We start from the raw sequence: 17,175 nt of genomic DNA, 5'->3' as shown, positions 1-17,175 counted from the left end.
CTCCTTTTTTATATGAATTAATTTTCGAAAAACACATGCTTGGTTAGGAACTCTAGATCCTGTTCTCGGTACGTCGAAGGATTGACCCCAAAATAAGATCGGAAAACTTTTCCAAAATAGCTGGCATTGTCAAATCCGGTTTCCGTGGCGATCTGGTTGATGGTCAAATCTGTTGTTTTAAGTTTAGAAGCTGCCAACTCGATCCGCCGTCTTTTTAAATACTCAAAGGGTGAAAGATTGATGTTTTTTTGAAACAGTCTGCAAAGATGATGTTTGGAAACGCCAACATGAGCGGCGACATCGTCTAAGCTTAGATTGTTATTATGCAGATCATCCTTCATAAATTGAATAGCGGCGTGAAGCTTGTCATTTTTTATATAGGTGGTTAACAAATTTGGTTTCTTGAGGTATTTCTCCATAGACAAGATCCACTGAAAGACTTTTCCCGTTAAAAGATGCAAGTCTCTTTCTTCATGAACCTGTATGTCCTTGAATATACTCCACAATAAATCCATCGAAACCGATTCCTGGGGGAGTTCTACAATTGGACCGCAATGAGCGGCGAGTTGGCTCCAAAGTGAAATCGCTAAAGGACCCCGTAGATTGAGCCATAAAACTTCCCAAGGTTCGGTGCCTTCTTCCGGATAATAGTACCTGTGTATACTGGGGACAGTCACTAGAAAAGCTTTGCCCTTTGTTAACCGATGAACAACCCCATCTATTTCAATTCTACCCTCTCCAGATAGTGTGTACTGAAAAATAACACAACTTCTCTCCGTCCGGTTCTGGCCGTTGAATGAATAGGCAGGTGAATCGACTTGTTCCCAGCCGATAGAATCAAACAGAAGCATGGATGCTTCTTCTTCCGAGCGAAAGGTAAAGGAGGAACGGAACATTAGCAGCTTTCCTTTCTAGATAGACTTTTGAGTATAGATCAATAAATTACTACTGTTGTTTACTTTATCAAAGTGTAAACTTTTTTCGTTATCTGTTCAATCTCTGTTGACTATTCTGGGCAAAATACAGGGTTTGGTGGGGGAAATTACCTCACCTTTTTTGTTGCTTAAAATTCCCGATTACGCATATAATACAAACAAGTGTTCTTATTTTTATGGAGGCGATCGCATGCAAATAAGCATCGGCCAAATAATTGAAATTATATATCAGGATAAAGCGAGAAATATCAGCCAGCGGAAAATTGAAATACACAGTATATGTGACGGCCGCATACGAGCAAGCTGTCTAACTACAGGAACTCCTCGCATGTTCTTGGCAACAAATAACCTATCATGGCAACCAGTGCAGGAAAAACGTCATGCTTAAGGATCGCGTCATTCTACTGTCTGACTGCCAGGCATTTTACGCTTCTGTGGAGAAAGCTGCCCATCCTGAATATCGAGATAAACCTGTTGCAGTTGGGGATCCGACAAGAATGAACGGTATTGTGTTGGCGGCTTGCCCGATTGCAAAAGCAAAGGGTGTAACAACGGCTTCGCGTGTAGGTGAAGCTTTAGCAAAATGCCCAGAGCTAATCGTAATACGCCCACGCATGGGGACTTACATTAAAGTATCGCTCTTGATATCAGAGATTTACCGGACATATACCGATCTGGTAGAACCCTACAGTATCGATGAGCAGTTTCTGGATGTCACAGGATCTCTTGCATATTTCGGAGGATCTCTGCAGGATATGATTCATAAAATTCAGCATCATGTTTTACTTTCGACTGGAGTCTGGACTCGGGTAGGCATTGGATCTACTAAGGTTATGGCAAAGATGGCGACAGATAACTACGCCAAAAAGATGAAGGATGGGATATACGAACTTACTTTTGACCAATTAGAGACGACCCTTTGGAGACTTCCTGTACAGGATATGTTTATGGTAGCGTCTAGAATGACCAAGAATTTTTGGCGTATGGGTATAACCACAATTGGAGACATTGCGCGAATGGAACTGTCAGAGTTTAAGCAACGAATGCGAACCACCATGGGTAAGCAGAGTGATATCCAAGCGGAATATTATTGGCAAACTGCGCGCGGGCTAGATCCTAGTCCAGTGGTCACAGGAATGCGTCATCAGATCAAATCAGTGGGACATGGCAAGGCTCTGCGTTGGAATTTATACACCCGGCATACGGATATTGAGGTTGTGTTGCTTGAACTCGTCATTGAAGTATGTCAGCGAGCGCGGCGGTATCGTTATATGGGATCGGTGGTATCTATTTCAGTTTTGGAGACGGACGGAGAGCGTTCAAACTCTTACGAGCGCCAGATGACATTGCCCGAACCAACATCATTAACGCACGAAGTAGCTGCAGCTGCGCAAAAATTATTTGCAGACAACTGGTCGGGCCTTCCCATAGGTCGATTAGCGATTTCCTTGTCTAACCTATCTGATGATAGCGTCATCCAACTTACACTCTTTGATGACAGGATTCGGGCTTACAACAAAGAACGCACAATCGATCAAATAAAAGCTCGTTATGGCAGTAAAGCTCTAATCAGAGCTTCATCTATGCTTGAATCCGGTGTTGCCCTAGAAAGAGCTGAACAGATTGGAGGTCACTATAAATGAGTAAACTTGAGGGTAATGAACGCTGGAAAACGAAAATGATCATGACCGAGCATGTTGAGCAGTACGAGGAACAACAGCGTGAGAACACAGATAAAATGATAACTATTGAGGAACGTACGATGGTTCGTGATCTCATTTTGCTTCCTTACATAGACACCATGGTTAGCAAGAGCCTGAAAGAGATCGAGCACTCCAGTAACATTCTTAAACGCGCCTATTTGATGGCTGGTCAAGCCATTCAACGCCGGATCATGCAGGATACCTATCAGTTGCAAAAAGAGTTGAAACAGCGGAATATCAGGGTGCTTGCAGATGAGCAGGAGGAATTCTTGGTGTATTACAAAATCTTTTGCCGAGGATATCAGGAACGCTTTGGACTAACTCGAGATGTTATGCGTACAGAGATAAGCTTAAGGTTGACTAAATACACAGCTGAACTCGGAGCAATATTAAAAGGTCACTTCACATAAAACAAGGCTTCGTCAGTGATTATACTAGCGCGGCCTTGTTTTATGTGAATCAGAAATTAATCCCGGAAGCCATCTATCTGATGGAATAAACGCCCAGGGATATGATAAGCTCAGGGTAGAGTTACTATATCCCTAAACAGAGGAGGGAAATCTATGAGCCGCTTGACCACAGGCAACATTTATTATGGATTTCAGGTCGTTAATGAGGAATTTATTCGGGAGATCGATTCCGCCGTATTCACGATGGAACATCTGAAGAGCGGTGCCAGGCTGCTGTTCGTGCAGAATCAGGATGACAATAAGGTATTCAGCGTAAGTTTCAGGACCCCACCTGAGGATAGCACAGGGGTCTTTCATATTTTGGAGCATTCCGTATTGTGCGGTTCGGAGAAATATCCGGTGAAGGAACCTTTTGTAGAATTGCTCAAGGGCTCGATGCAGACGTTCCTGAACGCATTTACGTTTGGGGATAAGACGATGTATCCGGTGGCGAGCCGGAATGATCAGGATTTCTCCAATTTGATGGAGGTCTACCTGGACAGTGTTTTTCAGCCGAATATTTATAAGCAACAGGAGATTTTTGAGCAAGAGGGCTGGCATTACGAGCTTCAGCATCCCGAAGATGAGTTAATCTATAAAGGCGTGGTTTACAACGAGATGAAGGGTTCATATTCCTCGCCGACTACGGTATTGATGGACAGAATCAAAAAGTCATTATATCCGGACACGATTTACCGCCATTCCTCAGGTGGAGATCCACAGGAGATTCCTGCACTAACGTATGAGCAGTTTCTTAAAGCGCACAGCAATTATTATCATCCGTCCAACAGTTATTTTTATCTCTACGGAGACGTTAATATTGAAGAAAAGCTGAAATTTATAGACCAAGAATATCTCAGTCGTTATGAACGAAACAGCTTCGATACTTCCATTCCCCTACAACAGCCCATTGGAATGTCGGAGCTGGTAGCGGATTATCCGATTCTGGAAGCAGAAGCAGCCACTGATAAGACTTATTTGAGTCTGAATTATGTGATTGGAACTTCTACAGATCGGGAACTGAACCTCGCTTTTGATATTTTAAAAAGTATGCTGATGGACAGCAACGCAGCTCCGCTCAAGCAAGCCTTACTCGAAAGCGGACTGGGCAAAGACGCGTTTGCTTTTTATTCCGACAGTATGGTTCAACCGCTGCTTGGTATTACGCTGACGCATTCCAATGCCTCCTCCAAAGATGCCTTCGTGGAGCTGGTGAAGACTACATTAAAGCGTTTGGCCCAGGACGGACTAGATGAGAAGCTGGTGCTGGCAGCGGTCAACAGCAAGGGATTTGAACTGCGGGAAGCGGACTTTAACCAGTATCCGAAGGGTCTTACTTACAATATCGAAGTGATGAAGTCCTGGCTCTATGACGGTCAGCCGACTACTCACATGCGCTATGAAGAGGTGCTCACGGCCATTCGGGAAAAGCTTGCGGACCGTTATTTTGAGAAGCTGATTGAGGACTATTTGCTGAACAGTGATCATTGCAGTGTGGTGGTGCTGAACCCGTCCAAGACGATCGCAGCTGAAAAGGAAGCATCCACTCAGCATCAATTGAGTGAATACAAAGCGTCACTGCAACCAGATCAGTTGGAGCAGCTTGTTCAGAGTACACAGCATCTTCTGGCGCGGCAGAGTCGTGCGGATGCAGCCGAAGATTTACAGAAGCTACCGAGCTTGTCTTTACAGGATATTAACCGCAGCGTAGAACCTCAGGTGCCGACCCATGAACAAGTCCATGAGGGCATAAAGGTGATCCACCATGAGGTAGCTACCCATAAGATTGCTTACTGCAAGCTTTATTGGGATACGGGTGTTGTAGCTCCTGAACGAATTCCTTATTTGGTGCTATTGGCTGAGGTATTGGGCCAAATGGAGACTGCCTCTTACAGCATTGAAGAGCTCACCAGTGAAATCGGGATCAAAACTGGGGGCATATATTTCAGGAATGAGCTCTTTGGCGCTGCAAAAGCTACGGGGGCGAGTTATCAGCCTAAATTCTCTGCGCTGGTGAAGGTGATGGCGGGGCATATTGGTGAATCACTGGACCTGCTGCGAGAGATACTCTATACAAGTGCGCTCGACAATCTGACCAAGCTGCAGGAAATCGTCCGCCGGGAAGCCTCGCAGATGGAATCAATTCTGAATCAAAGAGGGAATGAGATTGCAGCCAGCCGCCTGATGTCCTATTTCTCGGATATGGGAGCGTATCAGGAACAACAGGGCGGCGTTACTTATTACCGCTTTATCCGCGAGCTTGCCCAGACGTTCGATCAGCAGGGGGCCGAGGTGGCGGACACGCTGAAGGATATCTGCAGGGTTTTATTCAATTCGAAGAATTTGATCATCAGCGTGACCGGTACACCTGATTTGTATGAAGAATTCGTTGCTAATGTAGCGAAGCTAGATATTCAGGATCGGCCAGTGCTGAATATGCCTAAACTTACGGCACAGGGACATGCGGACAATGAAGGATTCATGTCTTCCAGCCAGGTGCAATATGTGGTCAAGGGATACGACTTCAACAAGCTAGGATTTACGTATTCCGGCAAAATGCAGGTGCTCAAGAAAATCTTGAGCCTCACCTATCTGTGGAATGCCGTGCGCGTGAAGGGCGGTGCTTATGGCGGAAGCCTGATTCTGCGGAGAGATGGAATGATGCTGTTCACTTCCTACCGTGATCCCAATTTGCAGGAGACGCTGGAGGTTTATGATCAGGCGTATCGTTTTGCTGAGGGATATGAAGCGGATCAAGGCGAGATGACCAAAGCGATTATCGGCACCCTGTCCATGTTGGACCAGCCGCTGAGTCCAAGCGCACAGGGGCGACGGGCGGACCGGCATTATTTTGAACAAGTGACCGGGGCCGAGCTGCAGCAGGAACGGGATGAAATCTTGTCGGCCACACCGGAAGACATCAGACAGTACGCCGATTTGCTTAAGGCAGTGACGGAACAGAATTATTTCACTGTAGTCGGCAATGCATCCAAGCTGAAATCGGCAAAAGCTTTATTCGGAAGTCTAGAGGAACTAGTGATTTGACCAGCTGAATCCAGCTGGGTCCGAAATTAGTCACTATATTAGCTCCTTTTCAGTACTTGACTAAATGACAAGTGCTGAAAAGGAGCTTTTTTAATTTAGTTAGAACCTTGACAGTTAGGGAACATTTGATTTTACTAAGGCTTATGCTTTGACTCTTTTTGCTGGTGGATTTGCGATAGTTCTGAATTTTGCCCTGGAACAGCTAGTCCGCTCGGAAGGTGCCTCCAAAGAATCTATGTACGGCATCTTCATCAGTACGGCCTTAAGTTTGATTTTTGATCCGCTATTTATTCTTGTGCTGAACTGGCATGTGGCTGGAGCTGCCTTGGCGATGGTGTTAGCAAATGTGGGTTCCGCGATTTATTACGTCTATTTTTTAGAAACGAAAAGTGAGCATTTAAGAGGATTTTTGAAGCATTTCAAGATATCTGTTCGAGATCAATTAGAAGTGTACAAAATAGGTGTATCTGAGTTATTGCAATTTAGTTTTTTAATTGTGAGCACACTTTTGCTAAATAACTACTCAATTCATTATGGAGAGAATGTGGTAGCTGGATTCGGTGTGGCGTTAAGAATTGTGCAAGTTCCGGAATTTTTATCAATGGGTTTATTCTTAGGCTTGATTCCACTATTTGCGTTTAACTTTGCTAGTAACAATATGGCGAGACTTAAATCAACGATTAAACATGCTTTTGCCTATATCGGAGGCATTGCTATTGTATTTGTAAGTCTAGTGTTTCTGTTTAGAGGAACGATCCTTCATTTCTTCTCTAATGACCCTTCAGTGTTAAGTATGGGAACTTATATTTTGGTAGCTATGCTAATCTCTGCTTTATTTAATGGTTTTACGGGTTTGTTTATGAGTATTTTTCAAGCGACCGGACAGGGAGTACCAACCAACATTATGGCCATCACACAGGGCGTATTGTTTATCCCTATGATTATCGTGTTACATTCTGTCTTTGGACTACATGGTGTGATCTGGTCAATGACCATAACAGAAGTTATAACGAGCTTGATGGGCGTCATATTGTTTGTTATTTTTAGTAAAAAACTGAAAAGTACAGCTGGAGCTGGAAAAGGTGTTGTAGAGGTTGCGTCCGTGTAAAACGATCTTTACTTTACGTGGAAAAATAAAAAAGTAGTGGATGGCGGGAGCTTTGCTCGCGCTTTTTTGCGTATCCCAAAGAATTCACAACTGAAGGATTGGTAAAATTAGTTCCAAAATGAACAATTATAGTTCTTATGATCAGTGCCCACTTTTTCTATAATTATGATTAAGTAAAGGAGGAGAACTATGATACGAAAAAAAGGGCTTCATCTAAAAATGGATACGCGCGAAGCGATCGCTGGGTATTTATTCGTCGCTCCGCTTATGCTGGGGCTGATCATCTTGACGTTGATCCCGGTGCTGGGTTCGCTGCTGTTAAGCTTCACGGACTGGAACTTTGTGGCTGGTTTAGGGGGGATCCGGTTCGCGGGCGTGGATAATTTCATAAGACTGTTTCATGATGATGCTTTTATGAAAAGCTTGCAGAACAATTTGCTCTTTATCATCACGGTGCCGGTTACGATCATCATTGCTCTACTGCTGGCCATTCTGATTGATAAACATGTTTTCCTTAAGGATTTGTTTAAAGTGATCTATTTCCTTCCATACATCTCCAGTGTAGTTGCCATCGCTATGGTTTGGCAGGTTATGTTCCATCCCTCACTAGGACCTGTTAATCAATTTCTGATGTCGCTGGGATGGAATAATCCGCCCAAATGGCTGGCTGATATCCATTATGCTCTGCCGTCACTTATGATGATCCAGATATGGATTCAGCTAGGTTACAACATTATTATTTTTATCGCTGGTTTACAGAGTATTCCGAAGGATCTTTATGAAGCGGCCGATATTGATGGCGCAAACGTCTGGCGGAAATTCCGCAATATCACGGTTCCCTGCATTTCGCCAACTACGTTTTTCCTGCTGGTTACGGGGGTCATCGGCTCATTTAAGATCTTTGATCTGATCCAAGTACTGACACAGGGCGGACCGGCTAACTCCACGACCGTTATCGTTTATGAGCTATATGACACTGCCTTCAACCAGTTGAAGACTGGTTATGCCTCTAGCATGGCACTTGTCCTGTTCCTCATCTGCCTGATCATTACAGCCCTGCAGATGTTAGCGCAAAAAAAATGGGTCAATTATTAAAGGCAGAAAGGAGAAATTACAGTGAGAAAAGAGCTTCTATCCAGAACCATCTGGACAATCGCAATGGGACTGCTAGGTATCGCATTTCTTTTACCGTTTCTATGGATGTTATCCACTTCCTTTAAACTGGAGAAAGATGTGTTTAATTTTCCGATTCAATGGCTGCCGCAGCAGTGGAACCTCATTGAAAATTACAAACAGGTTTGGTCAGGTGACTTCGCTCGTTATTACGGAAATTCCATTTATATTACGCTGACCACGACTATAATTAATGTGCTGATATGTTCACTGGCTGCTTATGGATTCTCCAAGCTGCGTTTTCCGGGTAGAGATGCGATGTTTGTAGTTATATTGGCACTTTACATGGTTCCTCCGCAGGCTTCGCTGGTTCCACAGTTTCTACTGTTTAACTGGCTGAATCTGATTGATACGCATATAGGATTGATCTTAATTAACAGCTTTAGTATTATCGGTGCGTTTATGCTCAAGCAATTTTTTATGGGGGTAAACAACGAGTATCTTGAATCAGCGCGGATGGATGGAGCAGGTCATCTTCGCTCTTTTCTACAAATTGCATTTCCGCTGATCCGTCCCGCTGTAGCTACTTATGCTATTTTGCGGTTTATCTGGACCTGGAACGACTATCAATATCCACTCATTTTTTTAAAGTCTAAAGAGCTGTTTACCATTCAGTTAGGAATCCGGTTGTTTGGGGACCAATACGGGGATGTATATTCGCTCATGATGGCTGGAGCGGTATCCGCAATTCTGCCGTTGTTGATCATTTTTGCTCTCGGCCAGAAGCAGGTTATCGAGGGGATTGCCCTCGGAGGCGTGAAAGGATAATAAAAGTCAAAATAGTTTCTCTTCGGTAGAATATGAGAACTTTCCTCGTCTATCCTGCATGTTAGGATGTTCTTGTAAGCAGTTACATTGCACTGGCTGTAAAGCGAGCTATACCCAACACATTTATAGGAGGGTCTATATGAAAAAGAAATTATTATCCGTGCTTATCATCACATCGATGGCGTTGTCATTGGCCGCTTGCGGCGGAAATGCGAAAACAAATAATGCAGGAGCGACCAATGCGCCTGATGCTGGTGGAAATAAAGAGCCTGCAGCAGCGGAGAAGGTTACTCTGAAGCTGAGTACCTGGCAGACGGAAGCCAAAGCGAAGTGGAGTACGATTATCGCCGAGTTTGAGAAGACGCATCCCGACATTCATGTGGAAGTAGATCTGCTGAATGAAAAAGGTGATTCTGTAGCCTCCATGCAAAAGCTGGATTTGATGGCTGCTGCGAGCGACCCACTGGATATTGTCGAACTGCCCTATACCAACTATTCGCAGCGTGCGGATATCGGTTTGTTAGCACCGATGGACGACTATATTCAGAAAGAAGGGTATAAGCTCTCAGATGAATACCTGGTGGACACTACGGTCAATGGCAAAATCTATGCGTTACCGTCTTCCATGCAGCGCTGGTTCGTGCTCCTTAACAAAGGAATGTTAGATGAAGCTGGTCTGCCGGTTCCGACCGACTGGACCTGGGCGGATTTCGAAGAGTATGCCAAGAAATTGACCAAGGGTGAGGGTGCGGCAAAGCGTTTTGGAGCGTATCTGCATAATTGGCCGGATTATTTCCAGCTCCAGCTGATGAGCAAGTCTGCGGACAATACTTTTCTAAAAGCAGACGGAACCTCCAATGCGCTGGACCCGCAGTTTAAGGCAAGTCTGCAGATGATGAAGAAAATGATGTACGAAGATAAGAGCGCCACTCCTTATGAGGATATTATTTCGCAAAAGCTGGCTTACCGGAATCAGTATTTCAACAGTTTATCAGCGATGCTTCCGATGGGAGACTGGATGGTTGCGGAATCGGGCGGAACGGATGCCATCCCGGCAACCTTTGTTACAGCGTTTGCGCCACTCCCTCGGCTTGATAGTGAGAGCAAACATTACTCACCCATGCAGGCGACCTATATGGGAATAGCCGCTAAATCCAAGCATAAGGAAGCAGCTTACACCTTTGTGCGCTGGTATACCTCAGAAGGACTGGAAATAGGCGGACGTGTCTTCTCTGGCTGGGCGAAATCGGATGCTAACAAGCTGGTGGATACGATTGTGAGTGGCTCCAAGGATCTCTCTAAGATTGATGTCGATTCCCTGAAATATACGATGGAGAACACGAAATCTGGTGCGGCGCCGGTTCCGGCTAAATATGCGGATGAAGCCAAGAACATCATTATTCCGGAAGCGGAGATGTACCTTCTTGGCCAACAGGATCTAGATGTTACAGTCGTCAATATCGATAAGAAAATTACGGAAGTCGTTCAGAACAATAGCGGAAAGTAAGCGGAGGCTGATTGTACGCTTTCCAAAGGGAGGTTATACTGTGGGGGCAGGAAAGCATTTCTGTCTCCTGCTCCAAATTCAAACAGATGTGGGGCCTGTCATCCGTGTTTAGAAAGCATCAATCACTCCGTATGAAACTTGTCTGGTCTTCGCTGATCTGTGTACTGATTCCGCTTGTCTGCATTTATATGGCTACTGATTATTTAACCCGGGATCTCATTCTGGAGAAGGCAGTTAGCAGCGCAAGAGAATCCCTGAACGCATCCAGTGCCAATATGAATGCCATTTTTGAACAGACGCTGGAACAGTCCAACTTCGTACTTCATAACAGCGAAATAAGGCAGATGATGTCTGCCGATCCAGAGTCGCTCCGTTCAGCGAAGCAAATCATCCAGTATAACCGTATGTCGCGGATGCTGGATGATATGTTTATTCTAACAGAATATTATAAAGTGACGCTAATCGGAAAGAATGGATTTATGTATACCAGTTATCCTTACAGCGACTTCAATCCGAAAAACTTTTACAACGAGCATTGGATGTCGCTGCTGAAACAAATTCAACCTATTTCGACTTATTGGAGAGCGGAACACGATACGTACTACAACCATTCTGATAGGAGCTCAGCCAATTGGGTAACCATTGCGAGACCGATTCAATCGACCTCCAGCAGCACGATCGGATATATGATTATCAACATCAATGAGCGCAAGCTCCGCCCTTACCTAAATAACAATAACGGTAAAGAAATGATGCTTTTGGATGATACGGGAACTGTAGTCTCGAATGCCGATCCGGCCAGAATTGGTGAAACGATGACCTGGTGGAAAAAGGATGGCGAGTTTGACACCGTCGATATCGGCGGGGAGAAATTCTTGTATGTAGACCAGGAGCTGAGCAGCAACAAATGGCGGATGGTAAGCATTATTCCACTGAAAGCGGCATTGTCGAAGAATAAGCAGATTATATTTATTAGCTTGGCCGTGCAGATTCTTTTCTTTACCTTGTTTTCCGTGCTATTAACCGTTCTAATCTCTAAACTAACTCAGCCTATCGTAAAATTAAGTGCTTTTGTTAAGGGAATTGGTCGTGGTCAATTGGACGAACGTTCGCTAATCCGTGGGAATAATGAGGCGGCACAGCTGGCCCGCACCATCGACCAGATGCTGGATCGAATCGAGTCTATGATTGAACAAATCACTTATGAGCAAACGGGAAAAAGAAAGGCCGAGCTGGAAATGCTGCAGGCACAGATCAATCCGCACTTTATGTTTAATCTGCTGAATTCGATCCGGTTAAATATTCTGATGCAAGGCGACCGGGAGAATGCTGAGTTGATTGGTTCGCTGTCGTCTTTGCTCCGAATGACCTTTAACAGAGATAACGAGTTTATCCCGCTTCGTGAGGAGACGGATACGATATCCCATTATGTGACTTTGATGAATTTCCGCCATGCCAATCAGGTCAGGCTGGAAATGAATTTAACGGACGGGAGCGCTGAAGCGCTGGTGCCCCGGTTTATGATCCAACCTATGATCGAGAACGCCATTATCCATGGCTTCGAGCAGTTTGGCGGCGAGATATTTATTGAAGCTCGTATTGTTGCAACTACGGGAACCTTGGTTATCACGATTAAGGATAATGGGATCGGGATGTCTCCGGAGACTTTAAAGAGGCTTCGTGAAACCGCATATAGCAGTGAGCAAATTACAGAGGAGGACAGAAGGGGGTTCTCCGGCATAGGCTTACGAAATGTGGCCCAACGCCTCAGCATGATTTATGGCGCTTCTTTCAAGCTGAATATTTTAAGCGAACCTGATGTGGGCACGGAGATTTGTCTGGAGTTTCCACTGGATTACGGAAAGGTAGGTGTGGAGAATGCTGACGGCAATTTTGGTGGATGATGACTATCCGGTTATCCGTTATTTGTCGCAGGCCGTGCCTTGGAGTGAGCTCGGTATTGAACTCATCGGATGTTATTATAGCGGTCTGGAGGCTTGGGAACAAGCACAGCAGAGCCCACCGGATCTAATTATTACCGATATTGGCATGCCCAAGATGAACGGACTGGAGATGCTTGAGAAATTCAGAGCGGTGAAGCCCGGAATCCGTGCGATCATTCTGTCCTGCCACAACGAATTCAAGTACGCCCAGCAGGCGCTGAAGTTAAACGTAGGTGAATATATTTTAAAGGAATCACTGGATATCGAGCAGCTGCAGCAAGCGCTCAGAACCCTTGTGACGGAAGTGGATCTGAATAGGCAGCAGCATACGGACATGGTGGTTTATAAACGGAAGCAGTCACAAAACCGCGCCGCGCTGAAAGAAAAGTTTCTAAAAGATACGTTGTACCAATCCTGGGACAAGGCGGCTTGGATTGAGCAGGCCCAGTCAAACGGAATTATGATCCATGCCAAGACCTATATTCCGCTGCTTATAGTGATTGACCGTCCAGAGGAAGCTTCCCGAGTGCGCCGGATGAGTGAATATACGATTTCTTTTGCAGTCGAGAATATTATGCAGGAAGTGCTTGAGGCTGATCACAGTTTATTTATTTCGAGATACAGCCATAAGGAGATTGTTATTCTCTTCTGCAGCGACCAGTCTTCCAGAGACCACCAAGCGATCTATCATTCCATTCAAAATGCAGCCTCTGCGGTAGAGAAATATCTCAAGCTGTCCGTCTTCTGCATATTTGGCGCTGAGGCGCGCAGTCCTGAGGAAATTCGCGGAACACTGCAGCGGATGCTAAAGGAAAAGATCCAGCGGTTTTATTTTCCAGCGGCGGGCATCCACCGTTTTGAAGAGATTTGCTTTTCGAGAGAAGATATTTATGCCGAATATGGAAGTGTGTACGCTGTTATTAATGATGATATTGCCCTGAACAGGGAAACAGAGCTTCGTGTTCATGTAAAGGAATGGAGTGAATGGGTGGCATCGCAAAAATTCCATCCAAATGAAGTTAAGGAATGTGTGCTCCGCTTGCTGATGGACTTGCAAATGAAGACGAAACAGCTGCTGCAATCTCCATTGCCTATGGCCGAAGAGAAGCTGTTTAGCGTGGTGGGTGACATTGAAACGTTAGAGCATTTGGAAGATTGGTTAGTTCAGTATTTGGAGGAATTAGCGCGGAAAATAAGTATATTCTCCATCAAGTCCAAACGGAGCGAGGTCATCAAAGCCCAGCAGTTTGTGATCAGTCATGTAACGGAGAAAATAACGCTGGAGGACATGGCTGGACGCCTGAACTTGAATGCCAGCTACTTCAGCCGCTTGTTCAAACGGGAAACAAACCAGAATTTCATCGAATATGTAAATATGCTAAAGCTTCAGAAGGCAAAAGAGTTGCTTAATCAGTCTGGAAAGACTGTGGAAGAGATCTCCGAGTATCTGGGATATGCCAACAAAAGTTATTTTATCAAGCTATTTAAACGAGAAATGGGCATGAGGCCCAGTGAATATGCGGCTTGGCATTGAGTGTGGATAGGAGGACCCATGCTATGGAAATAAATGGTGCTAAAAATGAATTACAGATGTTCCTAAATGACCTATATGCTCCGTTGGAGAGCCGATTTACTTCTGGATGTGCAGGAATCGATATGGGAGCTACAGGATCAATACACAATGAAGCTACCGCGCTTATGGAAGCCTTCGCCCGTCCTTTATGGGGACTTGTTCCCCATGCCAGCGGTGGTGGGGAGAGTGCTCTCTGGCCAATGTTCCTCAAGGGGATTATCAACGGAACAGACCCTGAGCATGAAGAATATTGGGGTGAGTTCTCCACTAAAGACCAAAGAATGGTAGAGCAGGCTGTGCTGGGACTGGGGCTTGCTCTTGCACCGCATAAGATGTGGGAGCCACTGAGCGATACACAGAAAACGCATGTATATAACTGGTTGAACCAGATCAATCATGTGGATCGTTCCAACCCGAATAACTGGCTAATGTTCACGGTTCTTGTGAATGTGGGATTTAAGAAAATCGGATTGCCCTACGATCAAGAGATAATGGATGACTATTTGGAGAAGATTGATACCTACTACCTGGGTGATGGTTGGTATTCCGATGGGCTGACGGATCAGAGGGACTATTATATCGCTTTTGCTATGCATTATTATACGCTGATATACGCTAAATTGATGGCAGATGATGATCCCCGGAGGGCTGCAGTTTACCGGGAAAGATCCGCGCGATTTGCCGAAGATTTCATTTATTGGTTCGCTGAGGACGGAAGCGCCATTCCTTTTGGACGCAGTCTGACCTATCGTTTTGCGCAGGTCTCTTTCTGGAGTGCGCTGGTGTATGCTGAGGTACTTCCTTTTTCATATGGAGTTCTCAAAGGCATCATAATGCGTCATTTTCGTTGGTGGTTTGAAAAGCCTATTATGGGAATAGACGGACTGCTTAGCATCGGATATGCTTATCCGAATCTGGTAATGACAGAGAACTACAACGCACCCGGATCACCGTATTGGGCCTTTAAAGCTATGCTTATTCTTGCATTGCCGGATGATCATCCTTTTTGGCAGGCGGAGGAAGAGCCTCTGCCTGTATTGAAAGAGATGCTACCTCTCCAAGAGGCGCGTATGCTTGTGAGCCGTCCGGAAGGAAATAAGCATGTCATTGCCTATACCTCTGGTCAGATGGCTAACTTCGATATGGCCCATAGCGCGGCCAAATATTCCAAGTTTGCATACTCCACTCTGTTCGGCTTCAGTGTCCCGAAAGCGGGTTACGGGTTGGTTCAAGGCGCTTACGATTCTACGCTGGCACTGAGCGAATGCGATGAACACTACCGGGTACGCAGATTCTGCGAGACGTGGGAAATCGGGGATAGCTATGTATATTCCCGCTGGTATCCCTGGAGCGATGGACATGTGGAGACATGGATTATTCCGGCAGGTCTATGGCATGTCCGTATTCACAGCATTCATAGCGCCCGGCGGCTGGAAGTAGCGGAGGGTGGATTTGCCATTGGCCAGTCTACTGGCTTCTCCCGCAGTGAACGGGAAACGATTATTGTTTCCTCCGCTGCTGTCTCAGTGCAGTTGCCTTGGGGAATTAGTGCCATACATTCGCTAAGCGGCTTTGACCGGGGAGAGTGCGTACATCCCGAGCCAAATACCAATCTGCTGAAGCCGCGGACGCTTCTTCCGAGCTTGTGCTCCAGACTGGAACCGGGAGATCAGATATTGATATCTGCTGTCTTTGGAGCGACGAATACCCCAGAGAACCAGGCCAGTCTGGCTTCGCCGCCGCTTATTCAGCGGCAGTCGGACGGAAGGATTGCTGTATATGATCCTAGTAACGGTGAACTTTTGCATACTGTTGATTTATCGGAAAGGAGAAACAAAGATGTGGAAAATGGCAATTGAGCATGCAATTCACAAGGTCGGAAGCAATATCACCAGCCATCCGGGCAAACTGCCTCATATCGCCGAGGGGCAGCAGTACGAATGGGGAGACAATGACGATTGGATAGAGGGATTCTATGTTGGCATGATGTGGCTTGCCTACGAATATGGCAAAGATTCATTCTATCAGGAGGCGGCAGCTTCCTGGTTGGGAAACTTCAAACATCGTCTAGATCATCACATCGCCCTTGACCATCATGATATTGGTTTCTTGTATTCGCTGACTGCGGTAGCAGAGTGGAAAATAACAGGAAACGTACAGGCGCGGGCAGTTGGACTACAGGCTGCAGATACGCTGTGCAAGCGTTGGCGTGAACCAGCCGGGATTCTTCAGGCCTGGGGACTAGAGAGTGATCCCGAGAACGCGGGACGCATCATTATTGACTGTTTGATGAATTTGCCCCTGCTGTTCTGGGCTGCGAAGGAAACGGGAGACAGTCGCTATTATGATATAGCTCTCCAGCATGCGCTAAAGAGCCGTAAATTTCTTGTGCGTGGCGATGCTTCCTCTTATCATACTTTTTATTTTGATCCGACTACCGGAAATGCAATCCGTGGAGGAACACATCAAGGATATGAAGACGGATCGACTTGGACACGTGGCCAGGCGTGGGGAATATACGGGTTTGCTCTAGCTTATCGTTATACACGGGATGAAGATTTTCTTAATACCTCCAAAAGTTTGGCCCATTATTTCATCAGCCATCTACCGGAGGACAACGTTGCTTATTGGGATTTCGATGTACCGGTGGAGCCTGGGACACCTCGCGACAGCTCGGCTTCGGCGATTGCGGCTTCCGGTCTTCTGGAACTGCTGGATCTCTTGGACGCAGATGATCCGGACCGTGCTATTTATGAAGCAGCCCTAATCCGCAGCATGAAATCCCTGGTGGAACATTATGCGACGTCTGGAAATCCGGAGGCGGAGGGACTTCTGAAGCATGGCTCTTATCATGTCAGAGGTGGACGCGTGCCTGATGGTCATATGATTTGGGGAGACTATTATTATCTGGAAGCGTTGATTCGCATGCAGACCGGAATTCGAGGATATTGGTAGTAGGATGAATTGGAAC

Annotated in this window: 12 protein-coding genes; 11 read left to right on the top strand and 1 reads right to left on the bottom strand. The window is 45.7% G+C overall.

Annotated elements, in window-relative coordinates:
• Positions 1–17: 17 nt before the first annotated feature.
• Entirely contained in the window at positions 18–896 is an 879-nt protein-coding gene (locus MHH52_RS21530) for an AraC family transcriptional regulator (RefSeq protein ID WP_340004372.1), read from the bottom strand.
• A gap of 419 nt (positions 897–1,315) precedes the next feature.
• On the opposite strand from MHH52_RS21530, the gene MHH52_RS21525 reads away from it, so the two are divergent.
• The 11 genes from MHH52_RS21525 to MHH52_RS21475 all read left to right on the top strand — a co-directional run bounded on the left by MHH52_RS21525 (position 1,316) and on the right by MHH52_RS21475 (position 17,159).
• Positions 1,316–2,578, top strand: coding sequence for a DNA polymerase IV (locus tag MHH52_RS21525; protein ID WP_340004371.1), 1,263 nt, complete (start codon positions 1,316–1,318; stop codon positions 2,576–2,578).
• Positions 2,575–3,048, top strand: coding sequence for a hypothetical protein (locus MHH52_RS21520; protein WP_340004370.1), 474 nt, complete (start codon positions 2,575–2,577; stop codon positions 3,046–3,048). The genes MHH52_RS21525 and MHH52_RS21520 overlap by 4 nt, the downstream gene beginning before the upstream one ends.
• Before the next feature lie 153 nt (positions 3,049–3,201).
• The gene (locus MHH52_RS21515; protein WP_340004369.1) at positions 3,202–6,132 is read left to right on the top strand and encodes an insulinase family protein; all 2,931 of its coding nucleotides are present in this window, start codon (positions 3,202–3,204) and stop codon (positions 6,130–6,132) included.
• Positions 6,133–6,280: 148 nt separating this feature from the next.
• Positions 6,281–7,240 carry an MATE family efflux transporter gene (locus MHH52_RS21510; protein WP_340004368.1) on the top strand — a complete coding sequence of 320 codons (960 nt, stop codon included), beginning with the start codon at positions 6,281–6,283 and terminating at the stop codon, positions 7,238–7,240.
• A gap of 189 nt (positions 7,241–7,429) precedes the next feature.
• Entirely contained in the window at positions 7,430–8,335 is a 906-nt protein-coding gene (locus MHH52_RS21505; RefSeq protein ID WP_340004367.1) for a sugar ABC transporter permease, read from the top strand.
• Between the two features lie 63 nt (positions 8,336–8,398).
• Positions 8,399–9,181 carry a carbohydrate ABC transporter permease gene (locus MHH52_RS21500; RefSeq protein WP_313638571.1) on the top strand — a complete coding sequence of 261 codons (783 nt, stop codon included), beginning with the start codon at positions 8,399–8,401 and terminating at the stop codon, positions 9,179–9,181.
• A gap of 139 nt (positions 9,182–9,320) precedes the next feature.
• Entirely contained in the window at positions 9,321–10,688 is a 1,368-nt protein-coding gene (locus MHH52_RS21495) for an extracellular solute-binding protein (protein ID WP_313638564.1), read from the top strand.
• A 131-nt stretch (positions 10,689–10,819) separates the two neighbouring features.
• Positions 10,820–12,592: a sensor histidine kinase gene (locus MHH52_RS21490; protein WP_340004366.1), complete on the top strand. Its 1,773-nt coding sequence runs from the start codon at positions 10,820–10,822 to the stop codon at positions 12,590–12,592.
• Positions 12,567–14,165, top strand: coding sequence for a helix-turn-helix domain-containing protein (locus tag MHH52_RS21485; RefSeq protein WP_340004365.1), 1,599 nt, complete (start codon positions 12,567–12,569; stop codon positions 14,163–14,165). Before MHH52_RS21490 ends, MHH52_RS21485 begins: the two co-directional genes overlap by 26 nt.
• Positions 14,166–14,188: 23 nt before the next feature.
• Complete coding sequence (locus MHH52_RS21480) at positions 14,189–16,063, top strand: DUF2264 domain-containing protein (RefSeq protein WP_340004364.1); 1,875 nt, start codon at positions 14,189–14,191, stop codon at positions 16,061–16,063.
• A complete protein-coding gene (locus tag MHH52_RS21475) occupies positions 16,044–17,159 on the top strand; it encodes a glycoside hydrolase family 88 protein (RefSeq protein ID WP_340004363.1) in 1,116 nt (371 codons plus the stop codon). The genes MHH52_RS21480 and MHH52_RS21475 overlap by 20 nt, the downstream gene beginning before the upstream one ends.
• The last annotated feature ends 16 nt before the right edge of the window (positions 17,160–17,175 follow it).

Source organism: Paenibacillus sp. FSL K6-0276, assembly GCF_037977235.1.
Lineage (GTDB): Bacteria > Bacillota > Bacilli > Paenibacillales > Paenibacillaceae > Paenibacillus_AQ.
This window is presented reverse-complemented; position numbering and strand designations above follow the sequence as displayed.

What these genes read in the sequence shown, in the direction of transcription:
- MHH52_RS21530 (WP_340004372.1), bottom strand. Translation starts at nt 896, where the DNA reads ATGTTCCGTTCCTCCTTTACCTTTCGCTCGGAAGAAGAAGCATCCATG.
- MHH52_RS21525 (WP_340004371.1), top strand. Translation starts at nt 1,316, where the DNA reads ATGCTTAAGGATCGCGTCATTCTACTGTCTGACTGCCAGGCATTTTAC.
- MHH52_RS21520 (WP_340004370.1), top strand. Translation starts at nt 2,575, where the DNA reads ATGAGTAAACTTGAGGGTAATGAACGCTGGAAAACGAAAATGATCATG.
- MHH52_RS21515 (WP_340004369.1), top strand. Translation starts at nt 3,202, where the DNA reads ATGAGCCGCTTGACCACAGGCAACATTTATTATGGATTTCAGGTCGTT.
- MHH52_RS21505 (WP_340004367.1), top strand. Translation starts at nt 7,430, where the DNA reads ATGATACGAAAAAAAGGGCTTCATCTAAAAATGGATACGCGCGAAGCG.
- MHH52_RS21500 (WP_313638571.1), top strand. Translation starts at nt 8,399, where the DNA reads ATGGGACTGCTAGGTATCGCATTTCTTTTACCGTTTCTATGGATGTTA.
- MHH52_RS21495 (WP_313638564.1), top strand. Translation starts at nt 9,321, where the DNA reads ATGAAAAAGAAATTATTATCCGTGCTTATCATCACATCGATGGCGTTG.
- MHH52_RS21490 (WP_340004366.1), top strand. Translation starts at nt 10,820, where the DNA reads ATGAAACTTGTCTGGTCTTCGCTGATCTGTGTACTGATTCCGCTTGTC.
- MHH52_RS21485 (WP_340004365.1), top strand. Translation starts at nt 12,567, where the DNA reads ATGCTGACGGCAATTTTGGTGGATGATGACTATCCGGTTATCCGTTAT.
- MHH52_RS21480 (WP_340004364.1), top strand. Translation starts at nt 14,189, where the DNA reads ATGGAAATAAATGGTGCTAAAAATGAATTACAGATGTTCCTAAATGAC.
- MHH52_RS21475 (WP_340004363.1), top strand. Translation starts at nt 16,044, where the DNA reads ATGTGGAAAATGGCAATTGAGCATGCAATTCACAAGGTCGGAAGCAAT.